This window comes from Flavobacterium sp. DG2-3 (assembly GCF_030730925.1).
Lineage (GTDB): Bacteria > Bacteroidota > Bacteroidia > Flavobacteriales > Flavobacteriaceae > Flavobacterium.
Genome location: NZ_JAVAMB010000004.1, coordinates 272,079 through 292,347 on the forward strand (window position 1 = coordinate 272,079; position 20,269 = coordinate 292,347).

The 20,269-nt window shown below is 33.6% G+C and carries 21 protein-coding genes; 14 read left to right on the forward strand and 7 right to left on the reverse strand.

Features of this window, described 5'->3' with window-relative positions:
* The first annotated feature begins 137 nt into the window (after positions 1–137).
* Positions 138–1,244, forward strand: coding sequence for a methylmalonyl Co-A mutase-associated GTPase MeaB (meaB, locus tag Q9Q97_RS08645; protein WP_306156196.1), 1,107 nt, complete (start codon positions 138–140; stop codon positions 1,242–1,244).
* Between the two features lie 155 nt (positions 1,245–1,399).
* Here the strand turns inward: meaB and Q9Q97_RS08650 are convergent, their stop codons facing one another.
* From Q9Q97_RS08650 to Q9Q97_RS08660, 3 genes are read right to left on the reverse strand one after another with little or no spacing between them, the layout of a single operon-like run.
* Positions 1,400–3,334, reverse strand: a complete 1,935-nt coding sequence (locus Q9Q97_RS08650; RefSeq protein WP_306156197.1) for an LTA synthase family protein — start codon at positions 3,332–3,334, stop codon at positions 1,400–1,402.
* A gap of 36 nt (positions 3,335–3,370) precedes the next feature.
* The gene (locus Q9Q97_RS08655; protein WP_072973177.1) at positions 3,371–3,598 is read right to left on the reverse strand and encodes a hypothetical protein; all 228 of its coding nucleotides are present in this window, start codon (positions 3,596–3,598) and stop codon (positions 3,371–3,373) included.
* A 28-nt stretch (positions 3,599–3,626) separates the two neighbouring features.
* Positions 3,627–5,012: an MATE family efflux transporter gene (locus tag Q9Q97_RS08660; protein WP_306156198.1), complete on the reverse strand. Its 1,386-nt coding sequence runs from the start codon at positions 5,010–5,012 to the stop codon at positions 3,627–3,629.
* A gap of 190 nt (positions 5,013–5,202) precedes the next feature.
* Between Q9Q97_RS08660 and Q9Q97_RS08665 the strand changes: the two genes are divergently transcribed.
* The gene (locus Q9Q97_RS08665; protein WP_306156199.1) at positions 5,203–5,721 is read left to right on the forward strand and encodes a hypothetical protein; all 519 of its coding nucleotides are present in this window, start codon (positions 5,203–5,205) and stop codon (positions 5,719–5,721) included.
* A gap of 217 nt (positions 5,722–5,938) precedes the next feature.
* Here the strand turns inward: Q9Q97_RS08665 and Q9Q97_RS08670 are convergent, their stop codons facing one another.
* A complete protein-coding gene (locus Q9Q97_RS08670; RefSeq protein WP_306156200.1) occupies positions 5,939–6,820 on the reverse strand; it encodes a PPK2 family polyphosphate kinase in 882 nt (293 codons plus the stop codon).
* 97 nt (positions 6,821–6,917) lie between these two features.
* On the opposite strand from Q9Q97_RS08670, the gene Q9Q97_RS08675 reads away from it, so the two are divergent.
* The 11 genes from Q9Q97_RS08675 to Q9Q97_RS08725 all read left to right on the forward strand — a co-directional run bounded on the left by Q9Q97_RS08675 (position 6,918) and on the right by Q9Q97_RS08725 (position 16,234).
* Positions 6,918–7,754: a hypothetical protein gene (locus Q9Q97_RS08675; RefSeq protein WP_306156201.1), complete on the forward strand. Its 837-nt coding sequence runs from the start codon at positions 6,918–6,920 to the stop codon at positions 7,752–7,754.
* Between the two features lie 269 nt (positions 7,755–8,023).
* Positions 8,024–8,488: a hypothetical protein gene (locus tag Q9Q97_RS08680; protein ID WP_306156202.1), complete on the forward strand. Its 465-nt coding sequence runs from the start codon at positions 8,024–8,026 to the stop codon at positions 8,486–8,488.
* A 24-nt stretch (positions 8,489–8,512) separates the two neighbouring features.
* The gene (locus Q9Q97_RS08685; protein ID WP_306156203.1) at positions 8,513–9,190 is read left to right on the forward strand and encodes a hypothetical protein; all 678 of its coding nucleotides are present in this window, start codon (positions 8,513–8,515) and stop codon (positions 9,188–9,190) included.
* Between the two features lie 36 nt (positions 9,191–9,226).
* Complete coding sequence (locus Q9Q97_RS08690) at positions 9,227–9,571, forward strand: hypothetical protein (RefSeq protein ID WP_306156204.1); 345 nt, start codon at positions 9,227–9,229, stop codon at positions 9,569–9,571.
* Positions 9,572–9,985 carry a hypothetical protein gene (locus Q9Q97_RS08695; protein WP_306156205.1) on the forward strand — a complete coding sequence of 138 codons (414 nt, stop codon included), beginning with the start codon at positions 9,572–9,574 and terminating at the stop codon, positions 9,983–9,985.
* A 230-nt stretch (positions 9,986–10,215) separates the two neighbouring features.
* Positions 10,216–10,716 carry an RNA polymerase sigma factor gene (locus Q9Q97_RS08700; protein ID WP_306156206.1) on the forward strand — a complete coding sequence of 167 codons (501 nt, stop codon included), beginning with the start codon at positions 10,216–10,218 and terminating at the stop codon, positions 10,714–10,716.
* 2 nt (positions 10,717–10,718) lie between these two features.
* A complete protein-coding gene (locus Q9Q97_RS08705; RefSeq protein WP_306156207.1) occupies positions 10,719–11,684 on the forward strand; it encodes a hypothetical protein in 966 nt (321 codons plus the stop codon).
* 70 nt (positions 11,685–11,754) lie between these two features.
* The gene (locus Q9Q97_RS08710) at positions 11,755–13,911 is read left to right on the forward strand and encodes a von Willebrand factor type A domain-containing protein (protein WP_306156208.1); all 2,157 of its coding nucleotides are present in this window, start codon (positions 11,755–11,757) and stop codon (positions 13,909–13,911) included.
* Between the two features lie 283 nt (positions 13,912–14,194).
* Positions 14,195–14,782 (forward strand): phospholipid scramblase-related protein, encoded by a 588-nt coding sequence (locus tag Q9Q97_RS08715; RefSeq protein ID WP_125723372.1) that lies wholly within the window; start codon positions 14,195–14,197, stop codon positions 14,780–14,782.
* A 115-nt stretch (positions 14,783–14,897) separates the two neighbouring features.
* Positions 14,898–15,614, forward strand: coding sequence for a 3-ketoacyl-ACP reductase (locus Q9Q97_RS08720; protein ID WP_306156209.1), 717 nt, complete (start codon positions 14,898–14,900; stop codon positions 15,612–15,614).
* 113 nt (positions 15,615–15,727) lie between these two features.
* Entirely contained in the window at positions 15,728–16,234 is a 507-nt protein-coding gene (locus tag Q9Q97_RS08725) for a hypothetical protein (protein WP_306156210.1), read from the forward strand.
* A gap of 262 nt (positions 16,235–16,496) precedes the next feature.
* On the opposite strand, the gene mtaB is transcribed toward Q9Q97_RS08725, so the two are convergent.
* Entirely contained in the window at positions 16,497–17,831 is a 1,335-nt protein-coding gene (gene mtaB / locus Q9Q97_RS08730; RefSeq protein WP_306156211.1) for a tRNA (N(6)-L-threonylcarbamoyladenosine(37)-C(2))-methylthiotransferase MtaB, read from the reverse strand.
* 486 nt (positions 17,832–18,317) lie between these two features.
* Between mtaB and Q9Q97_RS08735 the strand changes: the two genes are divergently transcribed.
* Positions 18,318–18,842 carry a hypothetical protein gene (locus Q9Q97_RS08735; RefSeq protein WP_125723368.1) on the forward strand — a complete coding sequence of 175 codons (525 nt, stop codon included), beginning with the start codon at positions 18,318–18,320 and terminating at the stop codon, positions 18,840–18,842.
* 69 nt (positions 18,843–18,911) lie between these two features.
* On the opposite strand, the gene Q9Q97_RS08740 is transcribed toward Q9Q97_RS08735, so the two are convergent.
* Positions 18,912–19,442 (reverse strand): GNAT family N-acetyltransferase, encoded by a 531-nt coding sequence (locus Q9Q97_RS08740; protein WP_306156212.1) that lies wholly within the window; start codon positions 19,440–19,442, stop codon positions 18,912–18,914.
* 6 nt (positions 19,443–19,448) lie between these two features.
* Positions 19,449–20,252, reverse strand: coding sequence for a Cof-type HAD-IIB family hydrolase (locus tag Q9Q97_RS08745; RefSeq protein ID WP_306156213.1), 804 nt, complete (start codon positions 20,250–20,252; stop codon positions 19,449–19,451).
* Positions 20,253–20,269: the final 17 nt, after the last annotated feature.

Sequence of the window (20,269 nt, forward strand, 5' to 3'; positions counted from 1 at the left end):
TTTGTGCAATTCGTGGCTAACTTATTTTTCTCCTCATTTTGAACATAACAAATTAGTGGCAATTCGTGTAATTCGTGGCAAACTAACTTTTTGAAACTGTTTTTGTTTTCTTTACTTTTACAAGAGAAAAAAATGCTGTGTCTGATTTAAGAAAACAATCGAGTGCTTTAAATGAAAAAGCTGGAATTTCGCCTCCTGAAATCACCAATATTTCGGCTATTAATGAAATTAAAAACAGACGCAGACAGCAACCCACCTCTCAAGAATTAATTGATGGCATTGTACAAGGAAACAGAACTTCTTTAAGCCGTGCTATTACTTTAATTGAAAGCACTAATCCAGATCATTTTGAAAAAGCCAGCGAAGTTGTTCAAGGCTGTTTATCTCATGCCAATAAATCGATTCGAATTGGAATCACGGGTGTTCCTGGCGTTGGAAAAAGTACTTTTATTGAAGCTTTTGGAAAACATCTGACACAATTAGGAAAAAAAGTAGCAGTTTTGGCAGTTGATCCGAGCAGTTCACTTTCGCATGGAAGTATTCTGGGTGACAAAACTCGAATGGAAGAATTGGTTAAAGATGAAAATGCTTTTATTAGACCAAGTGCTTCTGGCAAAACTCTGGGCGGTGTCGCACGCAAAACCCGAGAAACGATTATTCTTTGCGAGGCCGCAGGTTTTGACACTATTATTATCGAAACGGTTGGCGTTGGACAAAGTGAAACCGCAGTTCACAGTATGGTCGATTTCTTTCTGCTGTTAAAAATTTCTGGTGCTGGCGATGAACTTCAAGGCATTAAACGCGGTATTATGGAAATGGCTGATGCCATCGTAATCAATAAAGCAGACGGCGACAATATAAAAAAGGCCAATCAGGCGAAAGTGGAATTTAATCGGGCGCTGCATTTATTTCCTCCAAAAAAATCAAATTGGCAACCCAAAGTTACCACTTGCAGTTCGCTAACAAAAGACGGAATTCCTGAAGTTTGGAATACTATTTCAGATTATTTTGAATTGACAAAAGAAAGCGGCTTTTTCGAAGAAAAAAGAAATGAACAAAACCATTTCTGGATGATGGAAACCATCAACGAGCAATTGAAGCAAAATTTCTACAATCAACCCGAAATTATTTCACTATTAGAAGAAAGCAAAAAAGCAGTGCAAAACAATGAAATTTCATCATTTGCAGCTGCCCAGAATTTATTACAGTTGTATTTCCGTAAAAAAATTAAACCATATAAGTAATATAAGTTCATTTAATTACTATGACTTTAATTTTCTCAATCCCTCATATGATCATTTTTTTTGATTTTCTTAAAAAAAACAAACCATATAAGTGTCATAGGTCCATTTAGCACTATGGCTTAATTTTCTTACATTACTTATATGGTTTAAAAAACTCATTTTTTCCTCAACTTATACTTGCTTTCCTTGTAAAGATTTCCAGCGGTAATGACGTGTGCTAAAGCGTCTTTTGCAAAATCTTCATTTAATTTTACTGGAACAAGAGTTGTATCGTTTTTAATTTCGAATTGAAGCGGTTTCAAATTCGGTTGCATGATAACAACTTGGTTTTCTACTCTAAAAGCATTGATGTCATTAAACTGCATGATAGATCTTCCTTTTACTTTCGGATCTAATTTCGTTAAATTTCGTCCTACCATTGGCGTTTCAAACGGAATTCCTAAATACCCCAATAATGTTGGCGGAATATCAATCTGACTTGCTAAACGATTGTAAACAGCTCCTTTTGCAACTCCTGGCCCCATAATAAATGCTGGAATATGGAATTTATTTATTGGAACTAAATTCTTACCGTACGTTCTCGTATTATGATCTGCGATAACGATGAAAATTGTGTTTTTGAAATAAGCCTCTTTTTTAGCCATTTCGAAGAATTTCCCAATCGAGAAATCGGCATATTTCATGGCGTTATTTACCGTCGCAGGCTTTTTATCGTAAGGCTTTATTCTTCCTGCCGGATATTCAAAAGGTTCATGATTTGAAGTCGAAAACATTAAAGAGAAAAATGGCTTGTCTCCTTTCGATTTAAAATACTGATTGGCTTTGGTTACTAAATCTTCATCAGAATAGCCCCAAGTTCCTTTAAAGGCATATTTATTTCCATCCGATTCAAAATCTTCCTGATCTACAATATCACTGAAACCATTTCCGTTGAAGAAAGAAGCCATATTGTCAAAATTTGCCATTCCGCCATAAATGAAACTGGTTTCGTAACCTTTTTGTTTTAATGCTTCCGCTAAAGTAAAAAATCCTTGTTGCGAGTTTCCAAGCTTTACAACACTTTCTGATGGCGAAGGCAAAAATCCTGTTACGACAGCTTCAATTCCGCGGACGCTTCTAGTTCCTGTGCAATATAAATTGGTAAACAAAGTTCCTTCTTTAGACAATTTGTCAAATTCTGGCGTTAAGGGTTTACCGCCTAAAATTCCAACATATTCTGCACCTAAACTTTCTTGCAAAAAGATAACCAGATTATACGGTTTCGCTTTAGCAGAATCTGGTTGCTGCACATGCAAAAACGGAATTTCAGCATCGGTAAAATCGTTTGGACCTGCAACCATGTATTTCTTTACACGAGCAATCGCTTCGGCTTCATCCATTTTACCATACATTTTAGTATTCCCTTCATTTTTGATCGAATAAGCCGCAAAGGCAACCGTATAAAATGAATTTAATCCCAAAGTATTGGTTAACTGATCTGTAGAAAAAACAGCATTGCTGGCATTAATTGGTCGTTTTGAAGTCAAGCTCGAGCGCGCTCCAAAAAACAATAAAAAAGCCACTAATGGAAAAACCATTAATTTGAATTTATAATCTGCACTTGTGGTATAGAATAATTGTTTTCCCTTTTTGAAAGCAAAATAAAGTACCACTCCCAAAATAAGGAAAGTCACAATGATAGAAGTCAGATAACTTTTTACAAGCATTCCGACTACTTCTTTTGGATAAATTAGATAATCTAAGAAAATCTTGTTCGGGCGAGTATCGTATTGTTTCACAAAATCTGGCGAAGCCAATTCTACAAAAAGAATTAGAAACAGAAACAGAAAACTATAAATTACCAAAAATTTGTTGGTAAATTTTATCCACTTATTCGGCAGAAAAGTAATCAGTAATGCTGGAAGAAACGACAAATAACAAAGTAATATCAAATCCATTCGAAGACCGATCGGAAAAATATACCAGAAATCTGGCGTCTGCACTACTCTTTCTTTAAAAAGAAAAAATAAAAATATCCGGCTCAGAGTTGTAATCAACAATCCGATTGCAATAAAACTAAAAACCGGTTTTAAAAAACGTAATTTTTTCATTAAAATAGTATAAGAACGTAAAATCAGAAAAACAGATTACTCTTCGTAACGGTTGATTTCTCTGTCATAAAACTCATTTGCTTTTTCAATCAAACCTTCCATTTCGGCGTTTAATTCTGCTTCGTCAAGATCTTCTGCTTCTTCTAAAAACTCAACCTCATCATCTTTCAAATTGATAATAAATCTTGGATAGTCTAGGTGAATGATAAAAATATCATCTGGAAAATCAGTATTATCTCCAAGTAAAAATTTAGGTAATTCCATGTTTATTTTTGTTTTAAATATTTCAAATTTAGCTATTTGAAACTGGATTATTAATTAATTTTTTAGTTAAATAATGAAAGCGGATGTACAATGAAATCGCCGCTGCGGTTAAACCCGCCAAAAGTCCGATCCAAACGCCCTGCGCTTTCAATTCGGTGTGTTCTCCTAAATAATACGAAATCGGAAAACCAATAACCCAATAGGCTACAAAAGTAATGTACATTGGCACTTTTACATCCTGTAATCCGCGGAGCGCTCCTAAAACCACAACCTGAACTCCGTCAGAAATCTGGAAAACTGCCGCAATTAAAAGCAGTTTTGAGGCAATGCCAATTACTTCTTCATTATCTAAAATCTGTCCAGTATTTTCCATGTTCAAGAAAATATTAGGAAGGTATTCGTGGAAAACGATAAAGAAAATAGCAAAAACGGTTTCTAAAATTATAGCAAGCAAAAAGATAGAACGCGCTACAACAATTAGTTTTTTATAATCCATCAAACCTCTTTGGTTGCTGACACGAATCATAGAAGTCACGCTTAATCCCATTGCAAACATAAAAGTAAGCGATGCCAAACTCAAAGCAATCTGGTTTGCCGCTTGACTTGTTTTGCCAATATTTCCGCAAAGCCAGATCGAAGCGGTAAACAATACGACTTCAAAAAGCATCTGCATGGCAGAAGGAAATCCGATGCTGATAATCTTTTTTATGGTAGCTTTTTTAATTTCGTTAAAGCTAAAACCTTTAAAAAAGCGTTTTAAATCTTCTCTTCGCGAAAGCATGATATGCATAAACATGACCAAAAATATTCTCGAAATTACGGTTCCCAATGCGGCTCCGATAATTCCCATTTCTGGAAAAATCCAAATTCCGTAAATTAAAACATAGTTTATAGCCACGTGAAGTACGTTTGCCATGACCATTGCGTACATCGAATATTTAGTTAGCGACATTCCGTCTGCAAATTGCTTATACCCTTGATACATTACTAACGGAATCAAAGAAAAAGCAACCCATCCTAAATAAGGTTTTGCAAGCACAATAACATCTGCCGGTTGGTTTAGCAATTCCATAATCGGTTTGGCAAACATGATTACGGTAAAAAGCACCAAGCCTAAAATAGTGCATAAAAATAAACCGTGATGAAAAGCAGATCGAATTTTAGTATCATTTTTCTCTGCATCTCCTTCGGCAACAATTGGCGTAATCGCTGTAGAAAACCCGATCCCTAAAGACATTGCTATAAAAATCATACTGTTGCCAAGTGAAACTGCCGCCAACTCCGTGCTTCCGATTTTACCAACCATTATGTTATCGACAATACCAATTAATGTATGGCCGACCATACCTAAAATAACAGGATATGCCAGTCTTAAATTATACGAAAACTCTTTGGTGTACTGCTTTAAATTCACTTGTATTCTATTTTAGTCGGCAAAGATAGTCAGAAGCTTCGAATTCTATCCTATCAATAAAAATATATCCCGATTTTAAGACAAAAATAAGACGAACTCAATATTATGTAACGATTTTTAAAAATTGTATAACAAACACCAAACGCCTTCCCTATAATTTTACATCATAGAAATTTCAAAAATATAAGCCATGAAAAAATTACAGATGTTATGCCTAGCTGCGTTCACAATTTTATTTGCCAACACGACTTTCGCTCAAGAAACAGAAGCGACAAATTACGATCAGGGTTTTAGATTAGGTTTCGGAGTAAATGGAGGAATTCCAACCGACAACGATTATGACTGGTCTTTGGGTGGAGATGTACGTTTACAGTACGATCTTTCTAAAAAAACATCATTAACCTTAACAACGGGATTTACAAATTTATTTATGGGGAAAGATGACCTTGGAAATGACATAAAAGATCTTGGATTTATTCCGGCCAAAGCGGGTTTTAAAGCTTTTGTTTTAAAAGATCAATTTTATGTTTTAGGTGAACTTGGAGCTGGTTTTGCAGTAACAAACGGTTACAACCAAACCACTTTTTTATGGGCACCAGGTATTGGATATGCCAACAAGTACATCGATCTAAGTGTTCGTTACGAAGATTATCATGACTTTAGAACCAATCAAGTAGCATTGCGTGTTGCTTATGGTTTTAAACTATAAAAAATAGGTTTAATTTATTATTTTGTTTTTGGTAAAAACCCGACAGTCTGAGGAGTCTGTCGGGTTTTTTAATTTTAGATTTTAGATTATAGAGTGCCAATTCTCGATTAGAAACCTGACATATTTTAAAAACCTGTCAGGTTTAACTATCCACCGATTTTAGAATTTAAAATTCATTTTTACAAAAAGGAATAAATTATCTAATTGCCAAATTATCTCAATTACTCTCTCCCAATTCCTTTTTATACAATTCGATATGTATTGCGGTTTTTTCGTCCAATTCTGGCTCTTTAATATCGGTATGCTTTTTCATTTCTTCCCAAATAATTTTAGCCACAATATAACGCGACATCTCTTTATCATCGGCAGGAACAATATACCAAGGCGCATGTGGTGTCGAAGTGCTGTTGATCGCTTCTTCGTAATATTTCATGTAATCATCCCAATAACCTCGCTCTTTCAAATCTCCAGGCGAAAACTTCCAATTGTGTTTTTCCTCTTCCAGACGTCGCAATAAACGCTGACGCTGTTCTTCTTTGCTCAAATGGAGATAAAACTTCATGACAATTGTTCCGTTTCGGCAAATATGTTTTTCAAAATTGTTAATCTGCTCAATTCTGTTTTGCCAAAATTCTGGCGTAATGTCATCTACAGAATTGATGTCTGGTAAATTTTCTGCCAAAATATATTCAGGATGCACGCGTGTTACGAGAACATTTTCATAATGCGTTCTGTTAAAAATGCCAAATTTTCCTTTTTCTGGAAGCGCAATATAGTGTCGCCACAAATAATCATGTTCCAATTCTGTTGAATTTGGTGTTTTAAAACTATGCACCACCACCCCACGCGGATTAAATTCTTTAAAAACTTCTCGAATCAAACTATCTTTTCCCGAAGTATCCATTCCCTGCAGACAAATCAAAACGCTGTATTTATTGTGAGCATACATGACATCTTGCAAATCGCTTAATTTGGCTTGAACTTTATCCAGTTTTTCTTCCTTTTCTTCATCATCAGCATCTATGTTCAGTAAAGTTGGAATATCTTTCAATTTAATTTTTTCAACAACTTTAAAATCTTTCGGGTCTATTGATTTCATATCTTTTTCATTTTTTGTCTTATAAATATAGTAATTTTACGAATCCCGATTGCTATCGGGACTGCTATTCATTGCAATACTTTTCAAAACAACATTCATGGAAAAATTTACATTAGAAATATTATTTCAAATTATCGGAATCGGTTCAGCATCGGGATTATTTTACAACAATGACGCACTTTACGTAATTGGCGACAACAGCGGATTCTTGTACGAATACAATATGCAGAGTAAACAATTGAATCAGCATGCTTTAATTGATAATCCAACTGCAAACATTCCGAAAAACCTGAAACCTGATTTCGAATCTTTAACACATCATAATGACACACTTTATGTCTTTGGTTCGGGTTCTACCGAAAACCGAAACAAAATGATTGAGTTTGATATTAAATCTAAAACGGTTTTACAAAAAAATAACTTAGTCGATCTGTATGCTGTAATGCAGAATTTTGGAGAAATAAAACCCGAAGATTTTAATCTGGAAGGTGCTATTTTTGATGGCGAAAACTGGTATTTATTCAATCGCGGAAATGGTATTTCTAATAAAAACACGATTTTTACGATTCACGCTAAAAATCTCGGAGAAGAATTTGCACTGATTTCTGTTAATTATAAACTTCCAAAAATAAAAGGCGTTCGCTCTAGTTTTACCGATGCCGTTTTAGTCGACGATAAAATTTATTTTCTTTCAACTGCAGAAGACACTAAATCGACTTACGACGATGGCGAAATCTTAGGAAGTTTCATCGGAAGAATTGATGTAAAAACCATGAAAATAGATTTCACTCAAAAAATTACCTCAACTAATAAATTTGAAGGTCTGACTTTATTCAAAAAAGAAAACAATAAAATTGAGTTTTTGCTTTGTGAAGACAATGATACAGATCTTTTAGAAACTAAGATTTATAAATTGACTTTGCCGGTTAAATAAAATTCCAATAAAAAAATTCCAAATTCCAATTTTTGGGGTTTCGCAGAGATTCAAAGAATAAACACAGAGATGCACAAAGATTTTTACTCTCGCAGATTTCGCAGATCAGACAGATTTTTTATTATCTGCTAAATCTCCAAAATCTGCGAGAATATTTTTTTGAACTCGATAAATTATTTAAAGAAATCGTTTAATCTGTGTCAAATAAAAATTTGTGAAAATTTGTGTAATTTGTGGCAAAAAACATTGCCATTTAAGTAATCTAGAATATGAAAAATTCAATTATTTTATTGCTAATAATTTTTACAATTTTAACTGGCGGTTATTTTTTCTATTCATCTAAAGCAAAGAAAACGGAGAACGAATATTATAAGCCCTTATATGTAAAAGATTTAAATCCAAAATCTTTTATTACAATTCTTAAAAAGAGATATGATAAAACTGCGATAAATAGTGTAACAATGAGTGGCGATTTTCCAGATAATTGGGTAAAGCCAAAGGATGTAGAATACTTAATATCTATAATGCATTCTAAGAAAAAATGTTGCGGATACATGAATATACTTTCTTCTCATCTTTCAACAGAAAATGCTGAAGTTGGTGGCTTTGCTATCCTTTTTTTAAATTCATATATTAATAAAACAAAAATAAATCTAGGATTAAATAGCTACCCAAAAACGGACAAAGAGTCTATTAAAACAATAGAAAAATGGTATAAAACTACCCAAAAGTAATTCGAATTTATTCAAGTCAAATTAATGAAACAACTCTATAAAACTTTAATTATCCTATTTTTTATCAGCCTTAAAATTTATTCTCAAAAACAGCAGGCGGTAATTTACTTTAAAGACGGAGATTCTATTGAAGGATACGCTTATCTTAAATTCAATAAAATAAAATTTAAAGTTGCTCTCGAAGACAAACCCGATACTTGGGATGAGAAATTCGTAAAAAAAATTACATTTATTGATTTTGGCTTTTCAAGAACTTTCGAATATGTAAAATTAAATTCTTTGGACAAACCTAAATTGGTAGAAGTTATTACCAAAGGAGAAGCTACTTTATATAAAAAAATTGGATCAGATTTTAGTCTTATTGATAACATTTATAATCCTTACGACGACCGTCCAACCAGTTCTGGAGGCACAAATTTAAATCCTGACTTTAAATCTCAAGTAAGTTCCGATATGGGGTTACAGTCTTCTTATCCTTATGGGCATTCACCAGACCCTTCTGTTTTTTATTATGTCAAAAAACAAAATGACAAATATCCAACGTGTTTAAACTGTGGTATCATAAATGCATGGCGAAAAAACACTTCTAAAGTTTTTGCTGACTGCGATTTTATAGTCAAAAAATTAAAAGGCGATAAATGGATTTTTGAAGATATTAAAGAAATTGTCGAATTTTATAATGACGTTTGTTTAGGAGAATAATAACTAAAGATGTAATTCTAAAAAAATAAACCAAAAATGAAATTAGCTGATTTTTTAGAATGCAATAATCTAATCCAGATTGGTGCGATCTCGAAATTAACAATTACTAAACGGGGCAAAAGCAATCCAGAAATTATACTGAATTTAGAAGACAAAGAAAAAATCAGTACTTTTCTGGATGAATTTTCGACTGTAAAAAATGACATGCAATTTGTAACGATGATGGCACCTCCCTATGACTTAATTTTAGAAGCATCTGATTTTAATTCTTTATTAATTGGCATATTGCCTGAAGTGAAAAGTTTCCGAATTCCTGATCAAGGCACAGATATAGAATTCGAGCAAGATTTTCTAACCATTCTAAAAAAATACCCTAACTAAATGCAATTCTATTTTAAAGAAGAAAATATCTCAGAAGGAAAAGTTATTGACCTCAAATGTCATAAATGTTCTTTAACAACTTCCTCATTTAATATAGCAGGCAATAGCTGGGCAATGAATTTTCTCGGAATTATTGGAGTATATAATCCTTTAGAAAATGAATTATTTGTCACTTCATTAACGAAACACGAATTTCAAAATTACGCTGTTATTGCTCGAAATGAAGTTAGCGACCGTTTGAAACTTTTAGTAAATCGAGATAATTTGGTTTTCCTAAAGAATGAAAAAGATTCAAATAATAAATTGGTTAAAAATTGTCCGCATTGCAATGAAAAATTAGAAGAAATGAAAGAGCGTTCTTTAGAAGAATTTGTTTTAGAAGGAGGTAAAGTTTATACGATAGCATCTTATTAAAATATTTTTTTCCAAAAAATGCTACAAGATTGCAAAATATTAAGTGAGACGCACTGCAAAGCGTCTCAACATAAAACCTATAAACCTTTGTATCTCTGTATCTTTGAACCTTAAAAAAAATATTTTAATATTTTTTTCACCCCTGTCCCAACCTTTTTATCTTTTTATCTCTCTATATAAGAAAGACAACAATTGTGATAAACGAGACTCAAATAGCAAACTGTAAAAAAATGCACCGCGATGCCCAGCGCGAGGTGTACGAATACATGGCGCCTAAGTTGTACCGCCTTTGCAAAAGATATTTAAAAAAGGAAGAAGAAATTGAAGAAGCCTTAGCCGATGCTTTCTTTACTATTTTCACCAAACTAGATCAGTTAAAAGAGGCTTATGCTTTTGAAGCTTGGGCTCGAAGAATAACTGTAAATCATTGTTTGGCGTCAATTAGAAAAGCAACCAACTTTAATATGTATCTCGACGACGTAAAGCTGATTTCTCAGCCTTCTGTCGACGAATTAAATACATTGGAAGAAGAAGATTTACTTAATTTATTAAACCATATTCCAGACGGCTGTAAAACTATTTTTAACCTTTTTGTTATTGAAGGTTACTCTCATAAAGAAATAGCCGAAATGCTGAAGATTTCTGAAGGCACCTCAAAATCACAATTGAATGCCGCTAAGACCAAACTGAAAGAACTGGTTAATAAACTGTATTATCAAAAAGCAAAATAGTCATGGACAATCAAGATAAATTATTCGATAAAATAAAAGAAGCTTCGCAAAAAGCCGAGTTTCAAGACTTTCCAGGAATGGAAAAGGTCTGGTCGCGCGTTGAAGAAAAACTGGACAAAAAAGAAGATAAAAAAACAATCACTTTATGGAAAAAAATCGCTGTTGCGGCTTCTCTTTTATTACTCATTTCTTTAGGCTATCAGTTTTTACATTCAGATAAAGAATTGGAAAACGAAACTCCAAAAGTAGTTTTAGAAGAAAAAGAAATTAAACAGCCCGAAAAACCAATTTTAAACGATAAAGCTATAACTACTTCTCCAGATTCTGGAATTGTTTCTAACGAAGAAGCGGTTAAGATTTTAGAAAAACAGACCAAAAGCAAAGAACGAGTTGCTGTTCAAGAAGTATTAGTTCCGCAAGCAGAACCTGTTCAATCTGCGCCAGCGCCAAAAATAGACGCAGAAGTTGTCGTAACTGCAAATGCTCGTAAAAATGAATATTATGAAGAAGATAATAATCTTTCAAAAAAAGAAGTAAGTCCAGATATGGGCTATTCAAGTTACCCAGAAAGAGCAGCCACTAAAGTTGCTTATTCTGCTGCACCATCAGCACAAAAAGCGAAGAAAAATGCACCTTTGGTAGTTTTCAACGGAAATGCAATTGCTCATAGTGACGATGCTAAAAAAGACAAAATGATGCAGGCAGAAATGTCGAATTTCCAGCCCGAAAATGTTGATTCTCTAGTTGTTTTAGATGAACCTCTTTACATTATCGATGGCATTTATTATTCTGAACAAGATCTTTTTGGCAAAAACCCTACGAGTCCGTATGCGCCATTAGATAAACAGGAAATAAAAACAATAACCGTTTTGCAAGATCTTGAAGCCACTTCAAAGTATGGCGAAAAAGGTAAAAAAGGAGTTGTCATAATCACTACTAAAAACGGAAAACCAGCTCCGAAAAAATAATCTTACGCTTTGTCAAAGTCTGCAGCTTTGACAAAGCAAAATCAAAACATTAATTTTAAAACTTATTATCATGAAAAGTCTAAAACTTATTTCATCAGCCATTGCTATGCTTATATGTTTCGTAACCATGGCGCAAGAAAGAACGATTACTGGAATCATTTCTGACGAAAATAAACAACCGCTTCCAGGTGTAACTATTATCAACCAGACCTCAAAAGCCAACACTCAAACCGATTTTGATGGAAAATATAGCATTCAGGCAAAAACAGGAGATATGCTGGTTATCACTTTTATTGGCTATAAAACCCAAAGACAAAAAGTTCAAAACTCCAATATCATTAATATAAAAATGCTTCCAGAAATGTCAAGCTTGCAAGAAGTTGTAGTTGTTGGCTATGGCAGAAGTGATTCGGAGTACGAAGATCGAAGTTATGCGCGCACCGAAAGAAAAGCAAAAAAAATGGTTCAGGCAGAAATGGTTCAAGGATATGTGGCTGGAGTTCAAGTGCAAAATAGCGCCAATTATATACCAAGTCCAATTGCGATTCGCGGAAACGCCAATATTACTCCAAAAAACGAACCGATGTATATTATTGATGGAGTACCTGCAAAGGCCAATCAAATGTCAAAAATTAATCCGAATGACATTGATAATGTTTCTGTTTTAAAAGATCAAGCGGCGACATCAATTTACGGAAGCAGAGCCGCAAATGGCGTTGTGGTAATTTCTACAAAAAATGAACTTTACAAAAATCTTACGGAAAAAGAATTGGATAAAAAATTAAATATCATGCCAATTCCGACTGAACCGACTCAGGAAGATTACGACGCTTTTGTTGAAAATGCTTTCGAAAGCCCAAAAACGGCACCGCTTTCTACATTTTCTATAGATGTTGATAATGCTTCTTATACCAATATCAGACGATTTTTGAATAACGGACAACAGGTTCCGAAAGATGCCGTTCGTGTGGAGGAAATGGTGAATTTCTTTAAATATACTTATCCGCAGCCAAAAAATGAGCATCCGTTTTCTATTAATACAGAAACTAGTAATTCGCCTTGGAATACAAATACTAAAATTCTGAAAATTGGTTTGCAAGGAAAAAATATTCCAACCGAAAATTTACCTGCTTCAAATCTTGTTTTCTTAATTGATGTTTCGGGTTCTATGAGCGACATGAACAAATTGCCTTTATTAAAACAATCCTTGAAAATTTTAGTTAACGAATTACGACCAAAAGACAAAGTGGCTATTGTAGTGTATGCTGGCGCAGCAGGAATGGTTTTGCCACCAACTTCTGGCGATGAGAAAAAAACGATTATTGATGCACTAGATAAATTACAATCCGGAGGAAGCACTGCGGGCGGGGCTGGAATTGAACTGGCATACAAAACTGCAACAGAAAATTTTATTAAAGACGGAAACAATCGTGTAATTCTGGCAACTGACGGCGATTTTAACGTAGGAAGTTCTTCTAATTCTGACATGGAAAAATTGATTGAAGAAAAAAGAAAAACAGGCGTTTTCTTGACTTGTTTGGGCTACGGAATGGGAAATTACAAAGACAGCAAAATGGAAATCTTAGCCGATAAAGGAAACGGAAACTATGCCTACATCGATAATATTCAGGAAGCGAATCGTTTTCTTGGAAAAGAATTTAAAGGTTCGATGTTTGCTATCGCGAAAGATGTAAAAATCCAAATCGAATTTAATCCGAAACAAGTTCAAGCGTATCGTTTGATTGGTTATGAAAACAGAAAACTTCGTCCGGAAGACTTTAAAAATGACGCGATTGATGCTGGAGAATTAGGAAGCAATCATACCGTTACAGCTTTGTATGAAATTATTCCAGCTGGTGTAAAAAGTGATTATTTAGCCGAACAGCCAGATGATTTAAAATACACTAAAGCAGAACCTAATTCGAATAATTACAGCAATGAATTGGCAACTATAAAATTCCGCTACAAAAAACCTGACGGAGAAAAAAGTATAGAAATGGTTCAGGTAATCGAAAACAAATCTGTTGTTTTAGAAAAAGCAAGCGATGATATGAAATTTAGCACAGCTGTAGCTTGGTTCGGATTGAAATTGAGAGATTCAAAATTAATTTCAAATAAATCTTCTAATGATATTGCGGTTTTAGCAAAACAAGGTTTATCTAACGATCCTGATGGCTACAAAGCCGAATTTGTGCGATTAGTAGAAATCTCGAAACAATTTAATTAAATTCACATAATCCCGAAGATCTTTGTCAAGGTTTTAAACTTTGACAAAGATTTTTCTTTTTTTTTACTCTGAGTTAGACGCACTGCAGTGCATCTCTACGAAAAAATCTTTGCGATCTCTTCGGTAAAAAAGATTGGGATAAAGACATTGCTTGTCTCTACAGTAAATCTTTAAAACATAAAACTCCTTCACTTTTGCAAGCAGTATGAGGAATCCCTCAAAACATTCCATAAATATTTTTTTACATTTGATTTTTATTTACACAAATTTATTTTACACACGTATGAATCCTATTTTAAGCCAAAATCTATTTTTAGTAAAAGAACATATCGGAATGTTTAAAGCTGCAAACAACTACGATATCTACCATCCAGAAACCAATCAAATCATTATGAATTGCCGAGAAAACAATCTTGGTTTTTTCACTAAAGTTTTCCGATTTACAGATTATAAAAGAGCCACTCCGTTTAATGTTGAAATTACAACTGCTGATGGCGAAAAGTTAATTACGGTAAGAAGAGGCGTTGCCATTTTTAGATCGACCGTAGAAGTTTTAGACGAAAAAGATCGTTTGATTGGAACTTTCAAACAAAAATTCTTTTCTATTGGAGGAAGATTTGAAATTATGGACAAAAATGAAAAACCAGTTGCAACACTTCAAGGAAAATGGACTGGTTGGGATTTTAAATTTTCTCACGAAGGAAAACAGCTTGCTCAAGTAAATAAAAAATGGGCAGGATTAGGAAAAGAGTTTTTTACAAGTGCTGACAATTATGCACTTCAAATTGAAGATACCGTTGCAGCTGACAGTCCGTTGAGACAATTGATTTTAGGAGCTGTTATGTGTATTGACATGGTTTTGAAAGAATAACCGAAAGTTGTTAAACTTAGATTAAGAATATATTTTAAAGCATCATTTTAGTTTTCAAAAGCTTATTTTTGTTAGACTTATAATGATGCTTTCTGCATTTCTAAAAATTACCATCATGACCGACTTAAAAAATAAAAACGCCTTTATTACTGGCGCAGGAAAAGGAATAGGAAAAGCTGTGGCAATTGCTTTGGCAAAAGAAGGTGTAAACCTGATTTTAGTTTCAAGAACTCAAAAAGACGTTGAACAATTGGCTGACGAAGCTTCGAATTTAGGCGTAAAAGCTTTGGCTTTATCTGCTGACGTTTCTGATATTAATTCAATCAACAAAGCCGTAGAACAAGCTTTAGCACAATTTAAACACATCGATATTTTAATTAACAGCGCCGGAATTGCTTCTTTTGGAAAATTCTTAGAACTGGAACCAGAAGCTTGGGAAAGAATTATTCAGGTAAATTTAATGGGAACGTATTACACTACTCGTGCTATTATCCCAAACATGATCGAAAGACAAACTGGAGATATTATCAATATTTCGTCTACTGCTGGTTTAAACGGAAACGCTCTGACAAGTGCTTACAGTGCTTCTAAATTTGCAGTTTTAGGTTTAACCGATTCTTTAATGCAGGAAATGAGAAAACACAATATTCGTGTTACGGCTTTAACGCCAAGTACTGTTGCAACCGATATGGCAAAAGACTTAAACTTGACAGACGGAAACCCAGAAAAAGTAATGCAATCTGAAGATATGGCGGATTTAATTATTGCGCAGTTAAAATTAAACCGAAGAGTTTTTATTAAAAACAGCAGTATTTGGTCGACGAATCCTTAAAAATAAATTCCAAATTTTTAAATTCCAAATTCCAATTTGTCTAACTTTAAGAATTGGTATTTGGAATTTAAATTGGAATTCGGGATTTTAAATAAATTGGAATTTTAAAAAATATGGAACAATATTTAAGACAATTGGTCGAAATAGAATTTCAGGATAAGAAAGAGATCTTTACGGGTTTTCTTATTGATTATTCTGACGAATGGATTTTGCTTCGAAATAATCCGGTAGATTTTATTTTGGATGGTTTCGTGATTTTGAAAAATAAAAATATTGAAGCCGTAAACCGAGATCATGATTTGGCCTTTACCGAAAAAGTAATTCGTTTGAAAGGTCTAAAAATCAATTCAGATGACATTATTCCGATCAAAGATTTGGCTTCAATCATTAAATTTATTTCTGAGAAATACGGCATTTTTCAAATTGCAAAAAAATCGTCTAAATCTGCTTATCTAGGAAAATTAATAGAATTGACAGATGAAGAATTGACGATTAATTTTATTGACATTCGAGGTCAATTTGGCGGAGAATTGGATTTTAATCCAGAAAAAATTCGCGTTATCGAATTTGATACCGATTATATTAATTCTTTGAAATTGGTGGTTGGAGAGAGTGACTGATTTATTTCGCAGAGATAATACGCTAAGTTTCCACAGAGATTCACAGAGGATTTTAAACAAAAACGACAAAGCTCTTTATTAAATTAAAGAGCTTTGTCGTTTCTTGTCATTTCTTCTTTTTTGAAAAATCACAAACTGTATGTCTAAACTTTGCGTGAGACGCACTGCTGTGCGCCTCTACATATTGTAATCTATAATAATCTTTGCAAAAAAACTTAGTGTATCACTGAGAATTCTTTGCGAATCTCTGCGAAACAAAAAACTAAACCTCAGCCAGCTTATTCAAAAATTCCAAGCGAACACTTCCGTCTTCGTCGATTTTCGTTAAGTTGATTTCTTGCAAAGTATTTACTAGTTCCGGATTCCAAGGTGTTTTTACTTTTACGTAATTCTCTGTAAATCCGTGAATATAACCTTCTTTATTTTCTCCTTCAAAAAGAACCGTTCTATTAGTTCCTAATTGGCTTTCATAAAAAGCACGGCGTTTTTTCACTGATAAACCGCGAAGCATTTTACTGCGTTTTGCACGTACATTTGAAGGAACAACGCCTTCCATATCTACAGCTTCGGTATTATCTCTTTCAGAATAGGTGAAAACGTGTAAATACGAAATATCCAATTCGTTTAAGAAATGATAGGTTTCTAAAAAGTGTTCGTCTGTTTCTCCAGGAAAACCAACAATTACGTCAACACCAATACAAGCGTGTGGCATTACTTCGCGAATTTTGTTTACACGATCAATATAAACTTCACGCAAATAACGGCGTTTCATTAATTTTAAAATATCATTGCTTCCCGACTGTAGCGGAATATGAAAATGCGGTACAAAAGTGCGGCTTTTAGAAACGAATTCGATCGTTTCGTTTTTCAATAAATTAGGTTCGATTGAAGAAATTCTCAAACGTTCAATTCCTTCTACTTTGTCTAAAGCTTGAACTAAATCTAAGAAAGTATGTTCGTGTTTTTTATTTCCAAACTCCCCTTTTCCGTAATCGCCAATATTTACACCAGTCAAAACAATCTCACGAATATTCTGAGCTGAAATTTCTTTGGCATTTTTTAATACATTTTCTAAAGCATCACTTCTAGAAATTCCACGTGCTAACGGAATGGTGCAATACGTACATTTATAATCGCAGCCGTCTTGAACCTTCAAAAAGGCACGTGTACGATCTCCAATAGAATAACTTCCTACGTAGAAATCCGCTTCGGCAATTTCGCACGAGTGAACTTCACCCATGTCATTTTTACTCAAATCATGAATATAGTCTGTAATTTTGAATTTTTCTGTTGCACCCAAAACCAAATCAACACCGTCAACGGCAGCCAATTCCTCTGGTTTTAATTGTGCATAACAGCCGACTGCAGCAACAAAAGCTTTTTCGTTAAGCTTCATTGCTTTTCTCACTACCTGCTTAAACTGCTTATCTGCATTTTCTGTTACAGAGCAAGTATTAATGACATAAATATCTGCTATTTCTTCAAAATCGACGCGGTCAAAACCTTCGTCATTAAAATTTCTGGCAATTGTAGAAGTCTCTGAAAAATTCAGTTTACAACCCAGCGTATAAAAGGCAACTTTCTTTCTATTTTCCATAATCTGTCTTAAATTAATGAAATCGTTGTCAAAAAATTTAAGGCTGCAAATTTACAAACAATATTCATCAAAAGAAAGCGATTAATTCACTTCCAATCAATAATTTGCATTAATGTTAATTTAGAAACATTCAAAAGTTAATCTTTTTACTTTTTTTTTCGAATAAGAAAGCACTCGCATTTTTAACATTTTAACATTCTGATAAGAATAAAATGACAAAATAATCGACTAAAAGCAAATTTTATCGATTAAGTACATTTTTTTCGATTATAAATTCAAAATTTCTTACATTTACCATTGTTATGAATCTTGTTAGCAATAAATTCATATTAAAGAATTTTAATAAGCTTTAATTAATTTAATAATAATTCGGGCATAACAATTTTGAATTTTACTCGTTATGTTGTTGTTTTGTGTTACAAAATGAAATGGGAAAGCCGAAAACCAAAGAGAGTAGGCAAAATTAAAATACAAATACCACGCTTTATGAAAGCATTTTTACCCACGATCTGCTTGATGTTCTTAACCCTATTTAGTTCGCAAGCGCAAACTAATGCTCCAGCCGCAAACGCAAATCCGTTCCCTACTATTAGTACATTGACGACTTGGGCAAGCTTTAACTCACAACAGCAATTTGATGTTGCTATTCGTGCAGTTGGGTTTAAGTTTGAAGTTAAAGAACCAGGTGAAGGATCTACAGCTTATACCTACATTCGTAAAGTAACTGTTAACGAAGTAAACTACACGGACAGAATTGTATACAGAATTACAAATAATAATTCTGCAAGTATCATTTCTTTAGTAACAGCTTCTACTGACTTGGTTAGTTTATACACACCACAATTGGCAAGTTTTAAAAACAACAACTGTAAAACAGAAATGTCTAAAGACAAAAACACAACTTGCAGCTGTTACGAAAGTGCAAATTTTGCAATCGATCTTTGCGACGAGCGTGTAAAATTAACTATGGGTGACGGAAATAAATATTTTGTTTCTGTAGCGAAAAAATAATATTTTAACTCTGATTTGTTTCCAAATCTTTACTGACTTTTAAGTATGTAAAGATTTGGAATACATTTCTTAGTTTGAGTTTGGATTTTTGAGTTCGTACCAAACTTCTAATTCTTCCTGATAAGTAAAAGAATTCACAAAATGGAAACCTAATTTTTCGAGAATCTTTCTTGAGTTTTCATTTCCAGCATCTGCGTAAGCATAAAGTGCTTCAACTTTCATTTCATTAAATGCGTAATCTACAAAAGCTTTTCCTGCTTCAGACGCATATCCTTTTCCCCAATGTTTTTCGATAAAACGATATCCTAATTCATAGAAATTTTTGTGATTATTGATTTCGTCTGTAATATATTTAATTCCAGACCAGCCAATAAATTCGTTCGTTTCTTTTAACACAACCGCCCATCTTCCAGTCCCGAAATCTTTGTATTGTTTTTGAACAAACTTGATATATTCAATACTTTCTTCAATATGTTTTACGGGTTTATTTCCAACAAACAAATGCACATTTGGATTCGAATCCAATTCAAACATGCCTTCTGCATCAGAAAGCAACATCTCTCTTAAAATCAAACGTACTGTTTCAATTGGCTTTTTCATCTCTTTTTAATTTAAAATAAAGCGCTGCACAACCTCAGCCACTCCATCATTATTATTTGAAGATACGATTAAATCTGCTTTATCGCGCAATTCGGGTGTCACATTGTCTACCCAAACGCCGAGTCCTGCATATTCGATCATTGTCAAATCATTTCCTGCATTTCCTACAGCTATAATTTCACTTTGATGAATTCTTAGCTTTTCAGCTAAACGTTTCAAACTCGCTGCTTTATCAATGCCTAATTGTGCGACCTCCAGAAAAAAAGGTTTTGATGTCGAAACGCTTAAATGCGGCATAAAATCGATTAAATCTTTTTCAACCATTTTTAAATACTCTGGATCTTGCAATAAAATACATTTAACCGCTGGCCTGTCAACATAATCTTTAAAGCTAGAAACTTTGCGATGCGCCATTCCTGTAATTTCTTTTTCGATTTCTATGTATTCAGAATCTGTTTCGCTAATAATTTCATCATCTAAATACGTGATGATGTGTGTATTCATTTTAACGCTATAATCGTATAAAGCATGAATTTGTTCAACAGTTAATTTCTGTTCGAATAAAATCAAATTGTCTTTTACACGACTTATTATCGCTCCATTAAACGAAAGCATATACGAATCGTTAAGATCTAGCTCCAATTCTTTAGCGTAAGCGATCATTGCAATTGTAGGCCTTCCAGAAGCCAAAACCACATAAACACCTTTCGCCTGCGCTTCTAAAAGTACTTTTTTATTTAAATCTGAAATTCTGTGGTCGTCTGTCAACAAGGTATCATCCATGTCGAGCACTAACATTTTGTATTGCATTTTTTTTTAGTCCTTTT

Excerpts from the sequence above, each read along its gene's own strand:
- Q9Q97_RS08650 (WP_306156197.1), bottom strand. The coding sequence starts at position 3,334 with ATGAAAAAATTACGTTTTTTAAAACCGGTTTTTAGTTTTATTGCAATC.
- Q9Q97_RS08655 (WP_072973177.1), bottom strand. The coding sequence starts at position 3,598 with ATGGAATTACCTAAATTTTTACTTGGAGATAATACTGATTTTCCAGAT.
- Q9Q97_RS08665 (WP_306156199.1), top strand. The coding sequence starts at position 5,203 with ATGAAAAAATTACAGATGTTATGCCTAGCTGCGTTCACAATTTTATTT.
- Q9Q97_RS08670 (WP_306156200.1), bottom strand. The coding sequence starts at position 6,820 with ATGAAATCAATAGACCCGAAAGATTTTAAAGTTGTTGAAAAAATTAAA.
- Q9Q97_RS08675 (WP_306156201.1), top strand. The coding sequence starts at position 6,918 with ATGGAAAAATTTACATTAGAAATATTATTTCAAATTATCGGAATCGGT.
- Q9Q97_RS08680 (WP_306156202.1), top strand. The coding sequence starts at position 8,024 with ATGAAAAATTCAATTATTTTATTGCTAATAATTTTTACAATTTTAACT.
- Q9Q97_RS08685 (WP_306156203.1), top strand. The coding sequence starts at position 8,513 with ATGAAACAACTCTATAAAACTTTAATTATCCTATTTTTTATCAGCCTT.
- Q9Q97_RS08690 (WP_306156204.1), top strand. The coding sequence starts at position 9,227 with ATGAAATTAGCTGATTTTTTAGAATGCAATAATCTAATCCAGATTGGT.
- Q9Q97_RS08695 (WP_306156205.1), top strand. The coding sequence starts at position 9,572 with ATGCAATTCTATTTTAAAGAAGAAAATATCTCAGAAGGAAAAGTTATT.
- Q9Q97_RS08700 (WP_306156206.1), top strand. The coding sequence starts at position 10,216 with ATGCACCGCGATGCCCAGCGCGAGGTGTACGAATACATGGCGCCTAAG.
- Q9Q97_RS08705 (WP_306156207.1), top strand. The coding sequence starts at position 10,719 with ATGGACAATCAAGATAAATTATTCGATAAAATAAAAGAAGCTTCGCAA.
- Q9Q97_RS08710 (WP_306156208.1), top strand. The coding sequence starts at position 11,755 with ATGAAAAGTCTAAAACTTATTTCATCAGCCATTGCTATGCTTATATGT.
- Q9Q97_RS08715 (WP_125723372.1), top strand. The coding sequence starts at position 14,195 with ATGAATCCTATTTTAAGCCAAAATCTATTTTTAGTAAAAGAACATATC.
- Q9Q97_RS08720 (WP_306156209.1), top strand. The coding sequence starts at position 14,898 with ATGACCGACTTAAAAAATAAAAACGCCTTTATTACTGGCGCAGGAAAA.
- Q9Q97_RS08725 (WP_306156210.1), top strand. The coding sequence starts at position 15,728 with ATGGAACAATATTTAAGACAATTGGTCGAAATAGAATTTCAGGATAAG.
- mtaB (WP_306156211.1), bottom strand. The coding sequence starts at position 17,831 with ATGGAAAATAGAAAGAAAGTTGCCTTTTATACGCTGGGTTGTAAACTG.
- Q9Q97_RS08735 (WP_125723368.1), top strand. The coding sequence starts at position 18,318 with ATGAAAGCATTTTTACCCACGATCTGCTTGATGTTCTTAACCCTATTT.
- Q9Q97_RS08740 (WP_306156212.1), bottom strand. The coding sequence starts at position 19,442 with ATGAAAAAGCCAATTGAAACAGTACGTTTGATTTTAAGAGAGATGTTG.
- Q9Q97_RS08745 (WP_306156213.1), bottom strand. The coding sequence starts at position 20,252 with ATGCAATACAAAATGTTAGTGCTCGACATGGATGATACCTTGTTGACA.